The organism is Micromonospora sp. MH99 (assembly GCF_021442385.1).
Lineage (GTDB): Bacteria > Actinomycetota > Actinomycetes > Mycobacteriales > Micromonosporaceae > Micromonospora.
The window spans coordinates 39,363-58,635 of sequence record NZ_MUZA01000037.1 but is presented as its reverse complement, the minus strand read 5'-3'; the positions used below and the strand labels follow the sequence as shown (position 1 = coordinate 58,635).

Annotated in this window: 20 protein-coding genes and 1 pseudogene; 13 read left to right on the top strand and 8 right to left on the bottom strand. The window is 71.9% G+C overall.

Translation table 11 applies throughout. The features are described 5' to 3' along the window. Together B0E54_RS19655 and B0E54_RS19650 are read left to right on the top strand one after the other, a co-directional pair. Positions 1-195: pseudogene (locus tag B0E54_RS19655) on the top strand (urease accessory protein UreD); the annotation flags it as partial. A 123-nt stretch (positions 196-318) separates the two neighbouring features. Then, complete coding sequence (locus tag B0E54_RS19650) at positions 319-693, top strand: cupin domain-containing protein (protein ID WP_234586795.1); 375 nt, start codon at positions 319-321, stop codon at positions 691-693. A 16-nt stretch (positions 694-709) separates the two neighbouring features. Here B0E54_RS19650 and B0E54_RS19645 read toward each other — a convergent pair whose 3' ends face one another. Next, positions 710-1,174 (bottom strand): MarR family winged helix-turn-helix transcriptional regulator, encoded by a 465-nt coding sequence (locus B0E54_RS19645; RefSeq protein WP_234586793.1) that lies wholly within the window; start codon positions 1,172-1,174, stop codon positions 710-712. 96 nt (positions 1,175-1,270) lie between these two features. On the opposite strand from B0E54_RS19645, the gene B0E54_RS19640 reads away from it, so the two are divergent. From B0E54_RS19640 to urtE, 6 genes are all read left to right on the top strand, one after another. Further along, the gene (locus B0E54_RS19640) at positions 1,271-2,353 is read left to right on the top strand and encodes a substrate-binding domain-containing protein (protein ID WP_234586791.1); all 1,083 of its coding nucleotides are present in this window, start codon (positions 1,271-1,273) and stop codon (positions 2,351-2,353) included. Positions 2,354-2,757: 404 nt separating this feature from the next. Continuing rightward, positions 2,758-4,002 carry an urea ABC transporter substrate-binding protein gene (gene urtA / locus B0E54_RS19635; protein ID WP_234586789.1) on the top strand — a complete coding sequence of 415 codons (1,245 nt, stop codon included), beginning with the start codon at positions 2,758-2,760 and terminating at the stop codon, positions 4,000-4,002. Between the two features lie 75 nt (positions 4,003-4,077). After that, positions 4,078-4,965, top strand: a complete 888-nt coding sequence (urtB, locus tag B0E54_RS19630; RefSeq protein WP_234586787.1) for an urea ABC transporter permease subunit UrtB — start codon at positions 4,078-4,080, stop codon at positions 4,963-4,965. Next, a complete protein-coding gene (urtC, locus tag B0E54_RS19625; protein ID WP_234586784.1) occupies positions 4,962-6,149 on the top strand; it encodes an urea ABC transporter permease subunit UrtC in 1,188 nt (395 codons plus the stop codon). The genes urtB and urtC overlap by 4 nt, the downstream gene beginning before the upstream one ends. After that, the gene (urtD, locus tag B0E54_RS19620) at positions 6,146-6,922 is read left to right on the top strand and encodes an urea ABC transporter ATP-binding protein UrtD (RefSeq protein ID WP_234586782.1); all 777 of its coding nucleotides are present in this window, start codon (positions 6,146-6,148) and stop codon (positions 6,920-6,922) included. The genes urtC and urtD overlap by 4 nt, the downstream gene beginning before the upstream one ends. Beyond that, entirely contained in the window at positions 6,922-7,614 is a 693-nt protein-coding gene (gene urtE, locus B0E54_RS19615; protein WP_234586780.1) for an urea ABC transporter ATP-binding subunit UrtE, read from the top strand. Before urtD ends, urtE begins: the two co-directional genes overlap by 1 nt. A gap of 18 nt (positions 7,615-7,632) precedes the next feature. Here urtE and B0E54_RS19610 read toward each other — a convergent pair whose 3' ends face one another. Continuing rightward, positions 7,633-8,667, bottom strand: coding sequence for a LacI family DNA-binding transcriptional regulator (locus tag B0E54_RS19610; RefSeq protein ID WP_234586778.1), 1,035 nt, complete (start codon positions 8,665-8,667; stop codon positions 7,633-7,635). Between the two features lie 130 nt (positions 8,668-8,797). On the opposite strand from B0E54_RS19610, the gene B0E54_RS19605 reads away from it, so the two are divergent. The 3 genes from B0E54_RS19605 (at position 8,798) to B0E54_RS19595 (ending at position 12,428) form a co-directional block, all read left to right on the top strand. Further along, a complete protein-coding gene (locus tag B0E54_RS19605; protein ID WP_234586774.1) occupies positions 8,798-9,745 on the top strand; it encodes a LamG domain-containing protein in 948 nt (315 codons plus the stop codon). Between the two features lie 37 nt (positions 9,746-9,782). Further along, positions 9,783-11,867, top strand: coding sequence for a sorbosone dehydrogenase family protein (locus tag B0E54_RS19600; protein ID WP_234586772.1), 2,085 nt, complete (start codon positions 9,783-9,785; stop codon positions 11,865-11,867). A gap of 90 nt (positions 11,868-11,957) precedes the next feature. Next, positions 11,958-12,428, top strand: a complete 471-nt coding sequence (locus tag B0E54_RS19595; RefSeq protein ID WP_234586770.1) for a molybdenum cofactor biosysynthesis protein — start codon at positions 11,958-11,960, stop codon at positions 12,426-12,428. Positions 12,429-12,455: 27 nt separating this feature from the next. On the opposite strand, the gene B0E54_RS19590 is transcribed toward B0E54_RS19595, so the two are convergent. Then, on the bottom strand, positions 12,456-12,833 hold the full coding sequence (locus B0E54_RS19590; protein ID WP_234586768.1) for a nuclear transport factor 2 family protein: 378 nt from the start codon (positions 12,831-12,833) through the stop codon (positions 12,456-12,458). Between the two features lie 433 nt (positions 12,834-13,266). On the opposite strand from B0E54_RS19590, the gene B0E54_RS19585 reads away from it, so the two are divergent. Both B0E54_RS19585 and B0E54_RS19580 read left to right on the top strand, forming a co-directional pair. Then, complete coding sequence (locus B0E54_RS19585) at positions 13,267-14,448, top strand: Cmx/CmrA family chloramphenicol efflux MFS transporter (RefSeq protein WP_234586766.1); 1,182 nt, start codon at positions 13,267-13,269, stop codon at positions 14,446-14,448. A gap of 66 nt (positions 14,449-14,514) precedes the next feature. Further along, positions 14,515-16,059, top strand: coding sequence for a PP2C family protein-serine/threonine phosphatase (locus B0E54_RS19580; protein ID WP_234586763.1), 1,545 nt, complete (start codon positions 14,515-14,517; stop codon positions 16,057-16,059). 10 nt (positions 16,060-16,069) lie between these two features. On the opposite strand, the gene B0E54_RS19575 is transcribed toward B0E54_RS19580, so the two are convergent. The 5 genes from B0E54_RS19575 to B0E54_RS19555 form a co-directional block, all read right to left on the bottom strand. Further along, on the bottom strand, positions 16,070-16,495 hold the full coding sequence (locus B0E54_RS19575; RefSeq protein ID WP_234586761.1) for an ATP-binding protein: 426 nt from the start codon (positions 16,493-16,495) through the stop codon (positions 16,070-16,072). Then, a complete protein-coding gene (locus tag B0E54_RS19570; RefSeq protein WP_234586758.1) occupies positions 16,495-16,827 on the bottom strand; it encodes an STAS domain-containing protein in 333 nt (110 codons plus the stop codon). The genes B0E54_RS19575 and B0E54_RS19570 overlap by 1 nt, the downstream gene beginning before the upstream one ends. Before the next feature lie 181 nt (positions 16,828-17,008). Further along, positions 17,009-17,845 carry an SDR family NAD(P)-dependent oxidoreductase gene (locus tag B0E54_RS19565; protein ID WP_234586756.1) on the bottom strand — a complete coding sequence of 279 codons (837 nt, stop codon included), beginning with the start codon at positions 17,843-17,845 and terminating at the stop codon, positions 17,009-17,011. A gap of 34 nt (positions 17,846-17,879) precedes the next feature. Beyond that, on the bottom strand, positions 17,880-18,212 hold the full coding sequence (locus B0E54_RS19560) for a nuclear transport factor 2 family protein (RefSeq protein ID WP_234586754.1): 333 nt from the start codon (positions 18,210-18,212) through the stop codon (positions 17,880-17,882). 163 nt (positions 18,213-18,375) lie between these two features. Beyond that, a complete protein-coding gene (locus tag B0E54_RS19555) occupies positions 18,376-19,182 on the bottom strand; it encodes an SAM-dependent methyltransferase (RefSeq protein ID WP_234586751.1) in 807 nt (268 codons plus the stop codon). Between the last annotated feature and the right edge of the window lie 91 nt (positions 19,183-19,273).

Here is a 19,273-nt window from a genome sequence, read left to right as displayed (position 1 = left end):
GGCTGGGCCGGCCCCGCCGTGCTCGGCGGGGCGCCGGCCACCGGCTCGCTGCTGGTGGTGGACCCGTCGCGGCCCGCCGAACCGGCGGCGGTCGACGGGACCGTCGCCCGACTGCCGCTGGCCGGGGGCCCGGCGACACTGTGGACCGCGACCGCCCCCGACGCGCACACCCTGCGCGCCCACCTTCGTGGGTAGGTGGGCCCGCCCCGGCCCGATGTTCGGCATCTCGGCTCCGCCGGGCTGGGGAGCCTCCTATCCTCGAGAGGATGTGCCAACCGGAGCGACCGCCGTTCGGATGACGGCGCACAGGAGGCCGTGATGAGTGGGAAAGATCGGCCCGAGGGCATCAGTCCGACAGCAGTAGAGGGTGCACCCGGTCTGTGGCGTGTCGATCTCCAGAGACACGATCTCAGCATCGAGGGCCGCGAGGTCGTCCAGAGCCGGGTGGAGTTCACACCGGACTCTCCGCCGTTCAAGCACTTCCATCCCGGCGAAGAGATCATCTGCGTGCTACAGGGGTCGCTGGAGTACACGCTCGAAGGCCAGCCACCGGTGGTGTGCCACGTCGGTGACGCTCTCACCGTGCCGTACGGCGTCCACCATCAGGCCCGCAACGTCGGCGACGGCATCGCCGTCGAACTGGCCACCTACGTCGTCGAGAAGGGTAAGCCGCTTCTCACCAAGGTGGAGTGACCCGCCGGGCGTCGGGTCAGTGGCGCGGGCCGGCCGCGTCGGCGTGGTCGCGGCGTCGGGCCGGGTCGAGGCGGGCGATCAGGTCGCCGAGGTGGTCGAGCAGGGCGGCATCGGCCGGTACGCCGAGGTCGGCGAGGCTGGCCCGGATCAGCTCGTCGAGGCGGGCGTGTTCGCGAAGACCCCGGGCCGTCAGGTAGGCCCGGATGCGTCGGCGGTCCAGGGGGTCGATCCGCCGGAAGACGAGGTTGCGGTCGACGAGCTGGTCGACCAGCTTGGTGAGGGTGCCCGGCGGGAGGGACGCCTCGACTGACACCTCGCTCATCGGGTGGCCCTGACCGTCGGCGAGCAGGCAGAGCACCCGCCACGCCTCGGTGGTCAGATCATCCTCGGCCAGGACGGCGCCCAGCCGGCGGGAGAGCAGCCGTTCGGCGCGGGTGAGCGAGCGCAGCAGGTCGGCTGGCGCCCCGGGCACGTCTGACATGGATCTCCCTGGGCCGGTGGCCCTGCCATGGTACCGAGTCGTCCCGGTCCGTGGTGAGCTCTGGTCTTCCGAGGTGGGCCGGGCAATCATGTGCTCATGTCCGCGCCGGCACCGCCGTGGCTCACTGTCGATCGGGCCGTGGTCAGCATCGCGCTGGTCTATCCGATGCGCGGGCCGGCGGGAATGTTCGGCCCGACCTGCGAACTCTGCGCCCAGCTCGCGGTCGAGGAGATCAACGCCTGTGGCGGTGTGCTGGGCCGCGAGGTGCGCCTGGTGCCGGTCGACGGCGGCGCCCCGCCGGCCGAGGTGGCCGCCGAGGTCGAGGCGCTGGTGTCGGTGGGCGCCGTGCAGGGCGTGACCGGTTGGCACATCTCGTCGGTGCGGCAGGCGCTGGCGCCCCGGGTCGCACACCGGGTGCCGTACGTCTACACCGCCCTGTACGAGGGCGGTGAGCGTACCGAGGGGGTGTTCCTGACCAGCGAGACCCCGGACGCCCAGCTGTGGCCGGCGATGCGGCTGCTCGCCGGGGAGCAGGGCGTACGCCGCTGGTTCGTGGTCGGCAACGACTACGTGTGGCCACGGCGCACCGCGCGGGCCGCCCAGCGGTACGCGGTGCGCGGCGGTGGACGGGTGGTGGGGCAGTCGTTCCTGCCGTTGGAGACGCACGACTTCGGCGACGTGCTGCGCCACATCGAGCGCAGCGAGGCCGACGCGGTGGTGATGCTGCTCGTCGGCGCCGACGCGGTGCGGTTCAACCGGGCCTTCGCCCGCGCCGGGATGGATCAGCGCTGCCTGCGACTGAGCACCCTCATGGACGAGAACATGCTGCTGGCCAGCGGTGTCGGGGCGACGCGGCGGCTCTACAGCACGGCGGGCTTCTTCGCCGGCCTGGTGACGCAGGAGAATCTCGACTTCCACGGCGAGTTCGCCCGCCGGTTCGGGGTGGAGGCGCCGCCGCTGGGCAGCCTGGGGGAGTCCTGCTACGAGGGCGTGATGCTGCTCGCCGCGCTGATCGGGCAGGCTCGCACCCTCGACGTGCGGGCGATCGAGACGGCCGCCGACACCGTGGCGTACCACGGGCCGCGCGGTCGGCTGCGGCTGCGGCGGCGACACGTGCGCCAGCGGATCTACCTCGCCGAGGCCGACGGGCTCGACTTCACGGTGCTCGCCCAGCTCTGACCGTCGGGTCCGGCCTTGACAGGCCCACCCGGCTCGACCCTAAGATGCTTCCTGCGTGAAGTATCTGGCCGAGGGTCGGATGCCGCGATTGTGTGTCCACCGTTGGCGCAATCTGTTCGCCGACCATTGTGGTGGCCATTGTTCTTCGAATTCTTCATGGCCGGCGCCGTCTCCGACTGACGGCGTCGGCCATTGTGGTGTGCGCCTTCGACCGTGTGCGGGAAACAGTCAATTAAGGGCTGGGAAACACTCACGCAATCAAGTCGGTCGACGCTTTGCGTGCCCGTACCCGATGCGATGGCCAACGGCGACGTCCACCCGTCGACCTCGGCATCGCCCACTTGAGCTCCACCGGACCGCACCGACCGTCCATTCGTCACAAGAGTGCACCGCAGGGAGAATAGATGTCACTTCTTTGGAGCCGCCGCATCCTGGCGGGCGCCATGACCGTCGTCGCCGCGGCCGCGCTGAGCGCGTGCGGCAGCAAGACCAGTGACGAGGGCGGCGCGGCCGGCGTCACCGCCGACGTCTCCGGCGACACCGTCAAGGTGGGCCTGCTCAACTCGCTGTCCGGCACCATGGCGATCAGCGAGGTCACCGTCCGCGACTCCATCATGCTCGCCGTCGAGGAGATCAACGCGGCCGGCGGCGTGCTCGGCAAGAAAATCCAACCGGTTGGTGAGGACGGCGCCTCGGACTGGCCGACCTTCGCGGAGAAGGCCGAGAAGCTGATCTCCGAGGACCGCGTCGCCGCCGTCTTCGGTTGCTGGACGTCGGCGAGCCGCAAGGCGGTCAAGCCGGTGTTCGAGAAGAACAAGGCGCTGCTGTTCTATCCGGTGCAGTACGAGGGACTGGAACAGTCGCCCTACATCTTCTACACCGGAGCGACGACCAACCAGCAGATCGTTCCCGGGCTCGACTACCTCAAGGCCCAGGGGGTGAAGTCGGTCTATCTGGTCGGCAGTGACTACGTCTTTCCCCGCACCGCCAACAAAATCATCAAGGCGTACGCGGCCGCCAACGGGATGACAGTGGCCGGCGAGGACTACGCGCCGCTCGGGTCCACCGAATTCGGCACGATCGTCAACAAGGTCAAGTCGTCCGGCGCGGCTGCCGTGTTCAACACCCTCAACGGCGACAGCAACGTGGCCTTCTTCAAGGAGTACAAGTCGGCTGGCCTGACCGCCGCGGCGATGCCTGTGGTGTCGGTGTCGATCGCCGAGGAGGAGGTCAAGGGCATCGGCACGCAATACCTTCAGGGCCAGCTGACCGCCTGGAACTACTACCAGACCACGCCCGGCGCGGCGAACAGCAAGTTCGTGGCCGCGTACAAGGCGAAGTACGGCGCGGACAAGCCGACGAGCGACCCGATGGAGGCCGCCTACGTCAGCGTCTACCTGTGGAAGGCGATGGTCACCAAGGCCGGCGCGTTCGACGTCGAGAAGGTCCGCACCGCCTCCGACGGGATCACCTTCGACGCGCCGGAGGGCCTGGTCACCGTCGACGGGAAGACCCAGCACATCGCCAAGACCGCCCGGATCGGCAAGATCGGCGCCGACGGTCTGATCACCGAGGTGTGGAACTCCGGCAAGCCGGTCGCGCCGGACCCGTTCCTCAAGACCTACCCGTGGGCGAGCGGCCTGAGCTGACGACGCCGGCCCGGGCGGGCCGTGTTGCCGCGCGGCCCGCCCGGGCCACCCGACCAGCAGTACGGAGTACCCACCGTGACAGTCCTCTTCGGTCAACTCTTCACCGGCATCAGCATCGGCGCGGTGCTGCTGCTCATCGCGCTCGGGCTGGCGCTGACCTTCGGTCAGATGAACGTCATCAACATGGCGCACGGCGAGTTCATCATGGCCGGCGCGTACACCACGTACGTCCTGCAGCAGAGCATCACCTCCGCCGGCCTGTCGCTGGTGGTCGCGCTGCCGGTGGCTTTCGTGGTCGCCGGCACGATGGGTGTGCTGCTGGAGATCCTGCTGATCCGCCGGCTCTACGCCCGCCCGCTGGACACCCTGCTGGTCACCTGGGGTGTGTCGCTGATGCTGCAACAGCTCGCCCGCGACGTCTTCGGCAGCCCGAACGTGCAGACGCGCGCGCCGGACCTGCTGACCGGCAACGTGGCGTTGCCCGGCGGGCTGACCATCGCCAACAACCGGCTGTTCATCCTGGCCCTGGCCCTGGCCGCCGTCGCGGCGCTCACTCTGGCGCTGCGGCTCACCCCGCTCGGGCGTCGGATCCGCGCGGTGGTGCAGAACCGCGACCTCGCCGCGGTGTCCGGCATTCCCACCGCTCGAATCGACCGGACGACGTTCTTCCTCGGCTCCGGCCTGGCCGGGCTCGCCGGGGTGGCGCTCACCCTGCTCGGCCCGATCGGCCCGACAATGGGCACCAACCTGATCATCGACGCCTTCCTGGTCGTCGTGGTCGGCGGGATCGGCCAGCTCAAGGGCAGCGTGATCGTCGCCTTCGCCCTCGGCGTGCTCCAGGCCACCGGGGAGTACCTGACCACCCTCAGCGTCGCCAAGGTGATCGTGTTCGTGGCGATCGTCGCGTTCCTCCAGTGGCGACCACAGGGCCTGTTCACCCTGCGGACCAGGAGCCTCGCATGACCGCCGTGACGCCCGCCCCACCGGACACCGCCGTGCGACAGGCGCCCGCCGGCGCCGTACCGCCGAACCCGCCGGGGGGTCGGTCGCGGCTGCGCGCGGCGGCGGGCTTCGCGTTCGGCGCGGCGTTGCTCTTCGCCGTGGCGCCGCTGGTGCTGTCGGACTTCCGGCTGGCTCTGCTGGCCAAGTACCTCTGCGTCGCCATGGTCGCCGTGGGCATCGGGATCGCCTGGGGCCGGGGCGGCATGCTCACCCTCGGCCAGGGCGTCTTCTTCGGCCTGGGCGGCTACGCGATGGCCATGCACCTCAAGCTCGCCGACGCGGGCCCGGGTGGGATGCCCGACTTCATGCAGCTGTACGGGCAGCTCGACGAGCTGCCCCTGTGGTGGCGGCCCTTCGCCAGCCCGTGGTTCGCGCTGCCCGCAACGGTGCTGCTGCCGATGGCGGTCGCCTTCGGGCTCGGCTCGCTGGTGTTCCGCCGCCGGGTGCGGGGCGCGTACTTCGCCATCCTCAGTCAGGCCCTCGCCGCCGCCATGGTGATCCTCCTGATCGGGCAGCAGGGCACCACGGGCGGCACCAACGGGCTCACCGACATCCAGGGCTTCTTCGGCTACGACCTCGACGACCCGGTCAACCAGCGGATGGTCTACTTCATCATCGCCGCAGTCCTGCTGGCGTTGCTCGCGCTGGCCCGCCAGCTCATCCACAGCCGCTACGGCGAGCTGCTGGTGGCGGTCCGCGACGGCGAGGAGCGGGTCCGCTTCCTCGGCTACGACCCGGCGTCGGTCAAGCTCGTCGCGTACGTGGTCGCGGCCGGTATGGCGGGGCTGGCCGGGGCGCTGTTCGTGCCGGCGGTGGGCATCATCTCGCCCGCGCTGATCGGGATCGTCCCGTCGATCGAGTTCGTCATCGGGGTGGCGGTGGGTGGCCGGGCGACGCTGCTGGGCCCGGTGCTCGGCGCGGTGGCGGTGGCCTGGGCGCGTACCGCCCTGTCGGAGCGTTTCCCAGGCACCTGGACGTACCTGCAGGGTCTGCTCTTCGTGGTCGTGGTGGCGTTCCTTCCCGGCGGCCTGGCGTCGCTGTGGGCGCTGACCCGCCATCGGGCCCCCGGGCCGGCGTCGGACCGGCGTGGATGGTCGCCGCTGGGCCGGCGACGCGGCGATCGAGCGGAGGTGCCGGCGGCATGAGCGGCGATCGGCTGGACGGCCTGTCCGTCCGTGACGTGCGGGTCAGCTTCGACGGCTTCACCGCGGTCGACGGCGTCTCGCTGGAGGTGCCGGCCGGCGACATCCGGTTCCTGATCGGGCCGAACGGCGCCGGCAAGACCACCCTCGTCGACGCGGTCACCGGCCTGGTGCGGGCCACCGGCTCGGTGCGGTTCGGCGACCAGGAGCTGCTCGGCCGCCCGGTGCACCGGATCAGCCGGCTGGGCATCGGGCGGACGTTCCAGACGTCCACGGTGTTCGAGGAGCTGTCGGTCGTGCAGAACCTCGACATCGCGGCCGGCGCCCGGCGGAGCTGGGTGACGCTGGCGCGGCGCCGGCGGGGGATCCCCGACGAGGTGGCCGCCGCGCTGGAGACCATCGGCCTGACCGGGCGGACCGACCAGCTCGCCGGGACGCTCGCGCACGGCCAGAAGCAGTGGCTGGAGATCGGCATGCTGCTGGTGCAGGACGCGCGGCTGCTGCTGCTCGACGAGCCGGTCGCCGGGATGAGCCACGAGGAACGCGACGCCACCGGCGCGCTGCTGGAGACGGTGAGCCGGGACCGCACGGTGGTGGTGATCGAGCACGACATGGACTTCCTGCGCCGGTTCGCGCGCAGCGTCACGGTGCTGCACGCCGGCAAGGTGCTCAGCGAGGGCACTGTGGCGCAGGTCCAGGCGGATCCGCGTGTGCAGGAGGTCTACCTTGGCCACCCGGTCGACGCCGGGGCGGTTCCCAGCGGTCTGGAGGCATGATGCTGACCCTGCGCGGGGTGCACGCCGGATACGGGCGTTCGAGGGTGCTGCACGGGGTGGATCTCGCCGTCCCGCCCGACGGGGTGGCCGCCGTGCTCGGGCACAACGGCGCCGGCAAGAGCACCCTGCTGCGGGTCGCGGCGGGCCTGCTGCGCCCCAGCGCCGGCACCGTCGAGCTGGACGGCGAGGACGTCACCCGTCTCGCACCGCACGAGCGGGTGCAGCGTGGGATGGCGTACGTCCCGCAGGGCCAGCAGTGCTTCGGGCACCTGACGGCCGGGGAGAACCTGCGGCTGGTCGCCGACGGCCGGCGTGACGGCGCGGTGGCCACGGCGGAGGTGCTGGACCTGTTCCCGGCGCTGCGCCCGCTGCTGCGCCGACGGGCCGGGCTGCTCTCCGGCGGCCAGCGCCAGCAACTGGCCATCGCCCGCGCGCTGATCACCCGGCCCCGGCTGCTGATGCTCGACGAGCCGACCGAGGGCATCCAGCCGTCGGTGGTCGCGGAGATCCAGGAACGGATCGTCGAGCTGACCCGACAGCCCGGCTTCAGCGTGCTGCTCGTGGAGCAGCACCTGGGTTTCGCACTGCGGGTGGCGAACCGCTACCACGTGCTGGAGTCCGGCCGGGTCACCTCGGACGGCGACGGCGGCGTCACCGCGGAGCGGGAGGTCCGGGCGGCCCTGGCGGTCTGACCGCACCCCCGCCGCCGGTCAGGTCGTCGGCGCGGGGCCGGTCGAGTCGCGGACGACCAGCAGGTGGCCGGTGGCGCGGCGGCGGGGTCGCGCCGAGCGGGGCTTGAGGGCGAGGGTGAGCGCGGTGCGGCCCATCTCGGCCATCGGCAGTCGGATGGTGGTGAGGCTGGGCGCGAGGTCGGCGGCGACGGACACGTCGTCGAAGCCGACGACGGAGACCTGCGCGGGCACCGGCACGCGGCGCGACCGCAGCGTCGAGAGCACGCCGATCGCCATGGCGTCGTTCAGCGCGATGATCGCCGTGGTCTCCGGGTGCTCGTTGAGGATCTGCTCGGTGGCGGCGCGTCCACCACCGCGGGTGAAGTCCCCGTGCACGACAGTCAGGTCGTCGGGGCGCAGCCCGCGCTGCCGCAGCGCGGACGTCACGCCGGCGAGCCGGTCGGCGACAGTGGTGAGGCCGGCGCTGCCGGCGGCGACCGCGATGCGGCGGTGGCCGAGGTCCATGAGGTGCGTGGCGAGCGCGTGGCCACCGGCCTCGTTGTCCGGCAGGACGGCGTCGACGCCGAGCGCGTGTCGGCCGATGGCGGCGACCCGGCCGCCGTGGTCCTGGAACGCCGCCAGCTCGGCGCGGGCCTCGGTCTCGACCCGCGGGTCGTCGTACCCGGAGCCGCTGATCAGGATGATGCCGACCCGTTGGGCGATGAGGTGGCGCAGCTGTTGCAGCTCGTAGCCCGGGTCGCGGCCGGACTGGCAGATCTGCACCAGCAGCCCCTGCTCGGCGGCGAGCTGGATGACTCCGGCGGCGATCTCGGAGAAGTAGGGGTCGTCGACCTGGTGGACGATCAGCCCGACAGTGGACCGGGCGCCGCCGGCCAGGGTGCGCGCGTACGGGTTGGCGACGTAGCCCAGCTCGTGGGCGACCCGCCGGATCCGGTCGGCCACCTCGGTGCTGACCCCCTCGCGGCCGGCGAGGGCCCGGGAGGCGGTGGCCAGCGAGACGCCCGCGCGTTCGGCCACCTCCACGAGGCGGGGCCGCTGGCCAGCCCTGGGCATCCGCAACTCCCCGGAAACATCCATGTCACCCGATCTATTGCCAGTGACGTTCGTCGAAGCCTAGGGTACGTAAGCGCTTACGTAAGCGCTTACGTAGCGGGCACCGGCGTGCCGCGAAACGAGGTGAACGATGTCCAGAGCCCGAATCGTCGCCGTCTCGCTGCTGATGGTCGGCGTGCTGACCGGCGCGGGCGTGCCGCCGGCCCAGGCGGACCGGAGCACCGCGCACGACGTCCACCCGGCCCTGCGGACGCACCTGGTCGCCGCGTACGACTTCGACCACCCGGTGCCGGGCGACCCGGCCCTGGAGCGTGACCAGGGCCGCTCCGGCACCGAGATCGAGCTGATCAACGGCGGCGCGGCGATGCGGGTGCCCGATCGCGCCTACCGGGGCAGCGGCAACGCGGTGCAGACCCGGCAGGTCGACCCGGCGACCACCGGCAACGACGACTGGAAGGCCGGGACGTGGTCGGCCAGCGGGGTGCGGACGTTGCGCGCCTTCAGCGCCACCGGCGGCACCACCATCATGGGCTGGTTCAAGCTGAACATGGACAGCCCGGCGCTCAACTCCACCACCGCCGACCCGGACGACAGGTACAACGCGATAGGGCTGGCCGGCCTGCTCACCGGCGACTCCGACGGGCACGGCGTCCGGGCCCTGCTGGAGCTGATCGACGTCGACGGCGAACTGCGCCTCGTCGCGCTCGGCCGCCGCCTCGACGGCGGCAACTCGCAGACGTTCGCCGCGCGGCCGGACTGGCGGGACCTGCTGCCGGTGGGGGAGTGGGTGCACCTCGCGGCCACCTTCGACTTCGGCACCGGCGCGCTGGCCCTCTACCGCAACGGCGAACCCGTCGACGGTTTCTACACCCGCGCCGACGATCCGTGGCTCGTGTCGGGGCCCGGCCCGCACGTGACCACCGCCTCCGACCCGCGGGGCATCAAGATCGGCGGGAGCTTCCCGCAGGACACGCTCGAACGCAACCCCTGCGACTGCCGCATGGACGGCCTGCTGTTCCTCGACAGCGTGGTCTCCGCGCGGGACGTGCGCAGGCAGTACCACCACCTGGCCCGCTGACCACCCTCGGCACCGTCCCACCGATAAGGAGACACGCGTGCGCACCCTCCACCGCCGACCCACCCTGAGGGCCGGCCTCACCGCCCTCGTGGTGGTGCTGTCCACACTGGTCGCGGCCCCCGCCCGAGCCGCCGACGCGGTCTACGACCCGATCCCCGAGATGCCGACCCAGTCCCGCCTCGGGCTGGTCCTGAGCGAGTACGCGCGCTTCCCGCAGTCGTACCCGACCCCCGCGCCGACCGACCAGCGGCTCATGCGGACCGCCCGGATCAACACCATCATGGAGCTTCCCGACGGCTCCGGCCGGCGCGCGGTGCCCGACCTGAACGGCAACCTCTACCTGGTCGAGAACGGCGTGCCGCACGTCTACCTCGACATGGCGGCCACCTTCGCGCCCCAGTTCTTCTCCGGCCGAGGGCTCGGTCAGGGCTTCGGGTACGTCGCCTTCCACCCCGAGTTCGGCGTCAACGGCCGGTTCTACACCATCCACACCGAGCTGGCCTCGGCGACGACCACGCCACCGGACCACGCCCAGGCCGGCACGATCTACCACGGTGTCATCACCGAGTGGACGGCCACCGATCCGGCCGCCGACACCTTCGCCGGCACCCGCCGGGAGGTGCTCCGCATCGGCTTCGGCGGGCAGGTGCACGGCATCCAGGAGATCAACTTCAACCCGACGGCGAAGCGCCACGACCGCGACTACGGCCTGCTGTACCTCGCCGTCGGCGACGGCGGCCTGGGCGTACGCAACACCGACCCGCAGAACCTGGGCCTGCCGCACGGCAAGCTGCTGCGCATCGACCCGCGCGGCACCAACTCGGCCAACGGCCGGTATGGCATTCCCGCCGACAACCCGTTCGTCGGGCGGGCCGGCGCGCTCGGCGAGATCTACGCCGTGGGCTTTCGCGATCCGCACCGGTTCAGCTGGGACCGGGCGACCGGCCGGATGTACCTCGGGCACATCGGTGAGCACGCCATCGAGGCGATCTACGAGGTCCGCGCCGGCGACAACTTCGGCTGGAGCGAGCGCGAGGGCTCCTTCGTCTTCGACAAGGCGGCCACCAACCCCTGCGACCGGCTGTTCCCGCTGCCCGCCGACGACGCGCGCTACGGCTACACGTACCCCGTCGCCGCGTACGACCACGACCCCGCCGCGGACTGGAACTGCACCGCGGACGTCGGCGTCGCGGTGGCCGGCGGGTTCGTCTACCGCGGACGCGCGGTGCCCGCGCTGCGCGGCAAGTACGTCTTCGGTGACCTCGTCGACGGCCGGGTGCTCTACACCGAGGCGAACGAGATGCGCCGCGGGCACGGCCTCGCGCCGATCCACCAGCTCGCGCTCTTCGACGCCGCGGGTGGCCCGGTGCGGATGCGGGACCTCTCCGCGCCGGGCGCCCCCGGCGACCCCAACCGGGTCGACCTGCGCTTCGGCACCGACGCCGCCGGCGAGCTGTACCTCGTCGCCAAGGCCAACGGCACGATCTGGAAGGTGACCGGCATGAGGGAGTTCGCCAGCGGCGACGTCGGCGACACCACCGTGCGCCACACGTCGGGCGCCGCGAACTGGGCGCCGGTGACGCCCGCGAAGTGGCAGTTCACCCGCGACCAGGTCATCCTCGCCGAGGCCGGGGAGAGTCGGCCGGGCCCGCGCCGGCCCTTCGAGTACGCCGTGCTGACCGCCGGCCCGGCGTGGTCGTCGGTGCGGATCGATGCCCGGGTACGACTCGACACACCTGTGGAGATCAGCAACCGCGACGTGATCATCGTCTTCGGCTGGCGCTCGGACACGGAGTTCTACTACGCCCACCTCTCCACCGACAACACGATCTATCCGCACAACGGCATCTTCAAGGTCAACAACGCCGACCGGGAGCGCATCGACCACCAGTGGAACGGCCGCTCCCGTGGCGCCAACCCGGCGATCACCGACGCCGAGTGGCACCGCGTACGCGTCGTGCACCTGCCGGCCACCGGCGAGATCGCCGTCTACGTCGACGGACACCGCGACCCGCTGCTCACCGCGAAGGACACCACCTTCGGCTCGGGGCGGGTGGGCTTCGGCTCGTTCGACAACGTCGGCCGGCTGCGCAACCTCACCGTCACCGGCACACCGGCCTGAGACCCGCCGGGGGCGGCGGTCACCGTGCCGCCGTCCCCCTCGGGGCGCAACCCGCCCGGAGGGCACCGTCGCGTTCGTAGAATCCGTGCCATGGCGCAGATCGTCGAGTTGCTGGCCTCGCCCGTGCACCGCTTCCTGGGCCGACCCAGCGACGGCCCGGCACCCGCGCCACCCGGTGAGCTGGTGGACAGCGTCCAGATCCGCGCCGACCTCGGCATCGTCGGCGACCGCTACTTCGGCAAGCCGGCGCACCGCGACGCCAGCGTGACAGTGATCGCCCAGGAGTCCCTGCCGGCCGGCATCGGCCTCGCACAGGTGCGGCGCAACATCCTCACCGCCGGCATCGCCGTGGACGAGCTGATCGGCCGGGTCCTGATCCTGGATTCCGGCGACGGCCCGGTCAGCCTGCGGGTGAACCGGGCCGCCCGCCCGTGCGCCTGGATGGACGTCACTGTCGGTCCGGGCGCCTGGAAGGCGCTGCGCACCACGGGCGGCATCCGCTGCACCCCGCTCAACGACGGTCTGCTGCGCCTCGGCCCGATCGACGCCACCGTGAGCTGAAGCCGGCCTGCCGGGAGGTAGGGCGGGTCAGACCGGACTGATGTGTGCGGCGAGGATCCGCCAGCCGTGCGGGTCGTCGTGGACCCACGTCCGGGTGTAGCGCAGGCGCGCGGCGAACGGTTCACCATTGAACACCCCGGCGACCCGGCCCAGGAAGAACGTCACGCCGGTCCGCCCGACGACGAGCAGGTCCAGTTCCTCCTCGACCAGCTCCTCGATGATCGAGGTCCGGTCCCGGTGCGCCGCCAGGTCCTCGGCCTTGCCGTGCTGGCGGCCGTCGGGGCCGATCGCGATGAGCTGGTCGACCAGCAACTGATCGAGGGCCGCGACGTCACCGGCCCGCTGCGCGGCCTGCAGGGTGCGTTCGGCGTCGAGCAGCTCCGCCTCGCGTGCGCTGTCCGGCATGGCCGTCCTCCTGGTCTCCCTCGTCCGGCGCCACCGACCGGACTGACCGCATTGTGGCAGCCGGCACGCCTCGACGCGGGCGCATCGGCGGCGCGTCTCGTCCCACCGTGGTTCCACCGGCAAACGAGCCACCTCGATACGCCGGCCGGATGCTGGTCGGCGAACAGGTGTCGCGGGACGCGAGGTTGACGGCGCTCGCTCCCGGAAAACGGTTGCACGATGACCGGCGGGCCTGAGTAATGTTTGCGCCATGTCGAGCCCTGAGGCATCCACGGTGGGGGCTTTCGGTCACGCCGTCAGCCCCCTGAACCACTGAGTTCTTAGCCCGCTCCCAGCAGCCTTCGCTGCGTGGGACAGGTGCGCGCACGCCTTGGGGCGCTGGCCGCGGTGACGAGACGTCTCCTTCTCCTTCTCGCTCACCTCGGAGCTCTCGATGCCTCTCCCGCTCTACCTGCTTGCCGTGGCGGTCTTCGCCATGGGCACCTCGGAGTTCATGCTCGCCGGCCTGGTGCCGGACATCGCCACGAGTCTCGACGTGTCGGTCGGAACCGCCGGGCTTCTGACCTCGGCGTTCGCTGCCGGGATGATCGTCGGCGCGCCGCTGATGGCGGCGCTTGCGCGTCGCTGGCCCGCACAGGCCAGCCTGTTGAGCTTTGTGCTGGTCTTCGCCGTGGCCCACGTCGTGGGCGTCCTCACCACGAGCTTCGCGGTTCTCCTTGTCACCCGCGTGCTCGCCGCCCTGGCCAACGCGGGCTTCCTCGCGGTGGCGTTGAGCACGGCCGCGACGCTCGTCGGGACCGATCAGAAAGGGCGCGCACTGGCGGTGCTGCTCTCGGGCACGACGGTGGCCACCATCGCCGGAGTTCCCGGCGGTGCCGTGCTCGGCACGCTGCTCAGCTGGCGCGCAACGTTCTGGGCGATCGCACTGCTCTGCGTTCCCGCTGCCTTCGGCGTCGTGAAGGGCATCCCGACCCGTGCCGGAAGGACCCCTCAGGGCGCTCCGGCCGGCTCGTCTCTTCGGAACGAGATCGCCCAACTCGCGATGCCCAGGCTGCTCCTGGTCATGCTGCTCGGCGCCCTCGTCAACGCGGCCACCTTCGCCACGTTCACCTTCCTGGCACCGATCGTGACTGACACCGCCGGCCTGCGCGACCTGTGGGTCCCGGTCGCGCTGGTGCTCTTTGGGGTCGGGTCCTTCGTCGGCGTCACCGTCGCCGGTCGGCTCTCCGATCAGCGCCCCCGCATCGTGATCGCCATCGGCGGCCCGTTGCTGCTGCTCGGCTGGGTGGCATTGGCGGCCCTGGCCGCCGAACCGGTGGCGCTTCTGCTGCTCGTGTTCGTACAGGGCGCGCTCTCCTTCGCGTTGGGCAGCACCCTGATCGCCCGGGTGCTCTACGAGGCAGCAGGCGCGCCCACAATGGCAGGGTCGTACGCGACTGCGGCGCTCAACATCGGCGCCGCTGGCGGCCCCGTCGTTGCCGCAATGACCCTCGGGGCCGATGCTGGTGACCTCGGCCCGGTATGGGTCAGCAGCCTCCTGGTTGCGATCGCACTGCTCATCGCCCTGCCGCTCCTGCGATTCACGACACCCCGCGTCGGTCAGGCGATCCGATGAACCACCCGCTGGACGTCGAGCGAGGTGTCATCAACGTCCAGCCCTCCGACAACTAGGCTTCGTGCCATGGCGGACCACGGTGGTCCCGGCGGGCACGCCGCCGAAGCGACGCGTCCGGTCGAGGCGGTCGTCCGGGAGATCCTCGCGGTCGTCCCGGCCGGATGTACGTGGCTGGTGCCCGTGCCCGACGACCACCGGGCGGTCGCCGACTTCCGGATCGCGGCCACCAGCGGCCAGAGCCACGACATCTACGGGCGGGGCGTCGACCGGGTGGGCGCCCGGCTCAGCGAGCTGTACCCCAGCATGGTCGGCGGCCCCCTCTGGCAGCTCTACCAGCAGGTCCTCGCCACCGGTTCGTCCGGGCGCCTGGCCGACTTCCGGTACGTGGAGAAGCGCACCGGCGTCGTCGCCGACTCGCTGTTCGACATCCACGTGCACCGCGTCCTCGGCGGCCTGCTGGTGTCCTGGCAGCGCCTCGACGAGGACCGCCGGCGCATGGACCGCACCGAGCTGCTGGGCAGCCTCGGCTGGGCGGAGTACGACCTGGCCAGCGGGGTCAGCCAGTGGTCACCCGGGATGTACCGCATCTTCGAGCGCGATCCGGCGCTCGGCCCGCTGTCGCGCACCGAGCAGGCAGCCGCCCTGCTCCCCGACGACTACATGCTGAGCGAGACGGCGTGGCAGACACTGGACAGCGGCGCGTCCTCGGACGTGACGGTCCGGTTCCAGGCGGCAGGCGCGGTCCGGTATCTGCGGATCCTCTCCGACGTCTCCCGCGACGCGGACGGCGCACCGCTGAAGATCCACGCGGTGGTGCAGGACGTGACCGCCCGGGTGGACTCCCGGACCGCCATCGAGCGACTCAGCGACCAGTTGCGGACGCGGGAGATGACAGCCCTCGCCGAGCACCGGCTCGCCGGGCAGTTGCAGAACCTCATCCAGCCCGTGCCCCGCGACCCGTTTCCGCTGGCCGGCCTGGAGGCGGTGGTCAACTACCTGCCGGCCGAGAGCACCGCGCGGGTCGGCGGGGACTGGTATCACGCGCAGTCCCTGCCGGACGGAAAGGTCGTGCTCGCCGTCGGCGACGTCGCCGGTCACGGACTGGACGCGGCGAGCGGGATGGCACACCTGCGCTTCTCCCTGGTCGCCTGGCTCTCGATCGGCATCCAGGACCCGTCGGTGCTGCTGGGGCACCTCAACCGGCTCTGCGGGCAGCTCTCGATCACCGCAACCGCGGTGGTCGCGGTGTACGACCCGGCCACCCGGGTGCTCTGCTGGGGCCGCGCCGGGCACATGGTGCCGCTGCTGTCCCGCGCCGGCCAGACCGACCCGCTCGACCGCCCCCCGGGTCTGCTGCTGGGCGCCGGGGATGACGCCGCGTACCCGGTGCTCGCCCCGCGCCTGAACCCCGGCGACGTCGTGCTGTTCTACACCGACGGCCTGGTCGAGAGACGCGCGCCCGAGCAGGACCTGCTGCCGCAGGTGCGTAAAACCCTCTCGGCGCTCACCGCGACGCCGGGTGAGCAGCCCCTCGCCCGGCTGCGTGACCTGCTCAACCATCCCAGCCCGGACGACGACACGTGCACCCTGGCCGTGCGCGTGCTGCCCTGAGCCGCCGCGCTCAGAGCGCCAGTCGGATCCGGACCACGGTGCCCTCACTGGCGGTCAGCACGGCCACCTCGTCACAGATCTGCTCGACGATGGCCAGCCCGCGACCCCGTACCGCGTCGGCGGCCGGCATGACCCGGCCGAACGCCCGCGCCGGGCCCCGATCGACGACGTCGCAGAACAACTGGTCGCCCTCGGCCCAGAGCCGGACCCGGCCACCGTCGGAGGTGTGCTGCAACGTGTTCGTGGCCAGCTCGCTGACCGCCAGCGCCAGCAGCTCCACCCGATCGGCCGGCAGGCCCCGGGCGACGGCGCCGGCGCAGACGAACGCCCGCAGCGCCCGCAGGTCGTTCGCCACCTCGTACGCCATGGTGTCGGTGCGCAGGGCGGGCGAGGGCTGCTCGGCCACGGTACGGGTCTCTCGCTGGTCGGCCGCCATCAGCCCGCCAGCCGCGAGTCGTCGGCGGGCGGGCGCAGCAGGTTGCCGATGCCGGTGATGTCGAGGACGGCCGCTACCGGGCCGGCGGCGTTCACGGCGTACAGATGCCGGCCGCTCGCGCGTGCCTCCTGATGGGCGGTCACCAGGCCGTGCAGGCCGGTGGAGTCGAGGAACCGCAGCCCGCCGACGTCGACCACCACCACCGGCGCGGCGCGCACCGCCGCGGACAGCACGCCCGTCAGCTCAGCCTGGGCGGCCAGGTCACACTCACCGGTCAGCGTGACCACGATTCGCCCGGATGCCGTGGACGTGCGGGCCTCGAAGTGCGCCATCAGACAGCAGCACCCTTCCTCGTAGCGTCAGCTGTTGTCGGCACATCATGTCATCCGCCGGCCCACTGACCACGTCGTCCGTTCGGCGGGTGATCACGAAAACCCGTTCCGGTCCGCTCCGGGGCCCGACGACGGGACGCGGAACGTCCGGCGCGGGTCGCCGATTCGCCCTTGCAGGGGGTCAGGGCGTCGCGTCGAATGCGACGGACTCGCTCAACTCGCGCCACCGCGCGTCGGACGCGGCGAGCGCCTCGGCGACCGTCGAGGCGGCCGCCACGGCGTCGGCGCCGAGGAGCAACCGGGCGGGCGGGTCGTCGACGCGGGTGATCCGGATGATCGTCTGGGCGGCCCGGGCGGGGTCGCCGGGCTGGTTCCCGCTGGTGCGGCGCATCCGCTCCACGACCGGCTCGATGATCGGCCGGTACGGCTCGCTGACCGGCAACATGCTCATCGAGGCGCCTGCCCAGTCGGTGCGCAGCGCGCCCGGCTCGACCGTGGTGATCCGGATCCCGAACGACGCGACCTCCGTGGCGAGCACCGCCGAGAAGCCGGCGACCGCCCACTTGGCGGACTGGTAGGCGCCCAGCCCGGTGCTGGCCACCCGGTCGCCGACACTGGAGATCTGCACGATGTGCCCGCGTCCCTGCCCCCGCAGCACCGGCAGGGCGGCGCGGGTCAGGTTGACCACCCCGAAGAAGTTGGCCTCGATCTGCGCCCGGAAGGCCTCCTCGGACACGTCCTCGATCGCGGCCACGTCGGCGTACCCGGCGTTGTTGACCAGGACGTCCAGGCTCCCGAACGCGTCCACCGCGCCCTGTACGGCCGTCCGCGCGGCGGCGGGATCGGTGACGTCGAGCGCGAGCGCCCGGACCTGGTCGCCGTACCGGTCGGTGAGGTCGGCGAGCTGCGCCGGGTTGCGGGCGGTGGCGACGAGCCGGTCGCCGTCGGCCAGCACAGCTTCGGCGAGCGCCCGGCCGAGCCCTCGCGAGCAACCGGTGACGAGCCAGACTCGTGCCACGACGTCTCCTCCTGACGGGCGACTCGCGTGGTCGCTACGGGCGGATGTCCAGGGCGCCGATCAGGCCGTCGCGCAGGGTGAACCGGTACCGCAGCTCGATCGGGCTGCCCGGAAAGTCACCCGACACCCGTGTGCTGACCAGGTACGAGTCGCCCGCCTGGGGCGTCACCCGCAACGGTTCGGCAGTGTACGAGGAGGCCGCCGCCGTCCGCTGTGCCCAGGAGCGGATCGACGGTCGGCCGTCGTACAGCCGGTCCTCGTCGGCCACGCTCGCGGTGTCCGCGAAGCAGGCGACGAGGGCGTCGAGGTCGTTGTCGCCGACGGCTCGGAAGTACCTGTCGATCACGTCGGGCAGGTCGACAGCCATCTGCTCCTCCTGCGGCACGGGCCGCCGTCGGGCGGCCGGCGTGAACCCGGTCCGACCCCACCGTACGAGACGGGGCTGACCGGGCGCGGAGCAACCGACAGAACCGATCTCGGCGCGCGTGGCGCCGGCGGCGGGATCCGCCACCGGCGCCACGCGGCGCGGGTCAGGGCTTGCGGCCGACGGCGCAGTAGCCGTCCAGGGGCGCCGGGGTGCCGTCGTGCTCGGGCCGCCAGTGGGTGAACGGCACCAGACCGGGCTCGACCAGCTCCAGGCCGTCGAAGAACCGGGCGATCCGCTGCGGACTGCGCAGGTGGTACGGCAGCGCGCCGCTCTCGTTGTACTGGCGGTGCGACTCGACGACGGCCTCGCTGGTGTCGGTGCCGTCGGAGAGCGCCAGGTAGCTGCCGGACGGGACCGCGTCGAGCAGGGCGCGGATGATGGCGACCGCCTCGTCGTCGTCGCCGACGTGGCCCATCACCCCGAACAGCAGGACGGCGACGGGTTCGGTGAAGTCGAGGTGCTCGGCGGCCTGCCGGAGCACTGCCTCCGGCTCGCGCAGGTCGGCGTGGATGTAGCGGGTCAGCCCGTCCGGGCTGCCGACCAGCAGCGCCCGCGCGTGGGCCAGCACCATCGGGTCGTTGTCGACGTAGACGACCCGGCTCCGCGGGTTGACCCGCTGGGCCACCTGGTGGGTGTTGTCGGCGGTCGGCAGACCGGTGCCGACGTCGAGGAACTGGCGGATCCCCGCCTCACCGGCGAGGAAGCGCACCGCGCGGGACAGGAACGCCCGTGACTCGCGGGCGGTCTCGATCATCGCGGGGAACAGCTCGCGTACCTGCTCGCCGGCCAGCCGGTCGATCTCGAAGTTGTCCTTGCCGCCCAACCAGTAGTTCCAGATCCGGGCCGAGTGCGGCACGCTGGTGTCGATCTTGGGCTGGTCGGCGGCCGGCAGGGGGGCGGTTTCCGCCATGGGGCGTCCTTCCGCTCGGGGGTGGGCAAGACACGAAGGACAACCATGTTCGCACAGCCCTTCGATGCGCAAAGCGGACGCCCACGCCCTC

Bases quoted from the DNA above. Each gene is read 5' to 3' on its own strand.
- B0E54_RS19650 (WP_234586795.1), top strand. From the start codon at position 319: ATGAGTGGGAAAGATCGGCCCGAGGGCATCAGTCCGACAGCAGTAGAG.
- B0E54_RS19645 (WP_234586793.1), bottom strand. From the start codon at position 1,174: ATGTCAGACGTGCCCGGGGCGCCAGCCGACCTGCTGCGCTCGCTCACC.
- B0E54_RS19640 (WP_234586791.1), top strand. From the start codon at position 1,271: ATGTCCGCGCCGGCACCGCCGTGGCTCACTGTCGATCGGGCCGTGGTC.
- urtA (WP_234586789.1), top strand. From the start codon at position 2,758: ATGTCACTTCTTTGGAGCCGCCGCATCCTGGCGGGCGCCATGACCGTC.
- urtC (WP_234586784.1), top strand. From the start codon at position 4,962: ATGACCGCCGTGACGCCCGCCCCACCGGACACCGCCGTGCGACAGGCG.
- urtD (WP_234586782.1), top strand. From the start codon at position 6,146: ATGAGCGGCGATCGGCTGGACGGCCTGTCCGTCCGTGACGTGCGGGTC.
- urtE (WP_234586780.1), top strand. From the start codon at position 6,922: ATGCTGACCCTGCGCGGGGTGCACGCCGGATACGGGCGTTCGAGGGTG.
- B0E54_RS19610 (WP_234586778.1), bottom strand. From the start codon at position 8,667: ATGCCCAGGGCTGGCCAGCGGCCCCGCCTCGTGGAGGTGGCCGAACGC.
- B0E54_RS19605 (WP_234586774.1), top strand. From the start codon at position 8,798: ATGTCCAGAGCCCGAATCGTCGCCGTCTCGCTGCTGATGGTCGGCGTG.
- B0E54_RS19595 (WP_234586770.1), top strand. From the start codon at position 11,958: ATGGCGCAGATCGTCGAGTTGCTGGCCTCGCCCGTGCACCGCTTCCTG.
- B0E54_RS19590 (WP_234586768.1), bottom strand. From the start codon at position 12,833: ATGCCGGACAGCGCACGCGAGGCGGAGCTGCTCGACGCCGAACGCACC.
- B0E54_RS19585 (WP_234586766.1), top strand. From the start codon at position 13,267: ATGCCTCTCCCGCTCTACCTGCTTGCCGTGGCGGTCTTCGCCATGGGC.
- B0E54_RS19580 (WP_234586763.1), top strand. From the start codon at position 14,515: ATGGCGGACCACGGTGGTCCCGGCGGGCACGCCGCCGAAGCGACGCGT.
- B0E54_RS19575 (WP_234586761.1), bottom strand. From the start codon at position 16,495: ATGGCGGCCGACCAGCGAGAGACCCGTACCGTGGCCGAGCAGCCCTCG.
- B0E54_RS19570 (WP_234586758.1), bottom strand. From the start codon at position 16,827: ATGGCGCACTTCGAGGCCCGCACGTCCACGGCATCCGGGCGAATCGTG.
- B0E54_RS19560 (WP_234586754.1), bottom strand. From the start codon at position 18,212: ATGGCTGTCGACCTGCCCGACGTGATCGACAGGTACTTCCGAGCCGTC.
- B0E54_RS19555 (WP_234586751.1), bottom strand. From the start codon at position 19,182: ATGGCGGAAACCGCCCCCCTGCCGGCCGCCGACCAGCCCAAGATCGAC.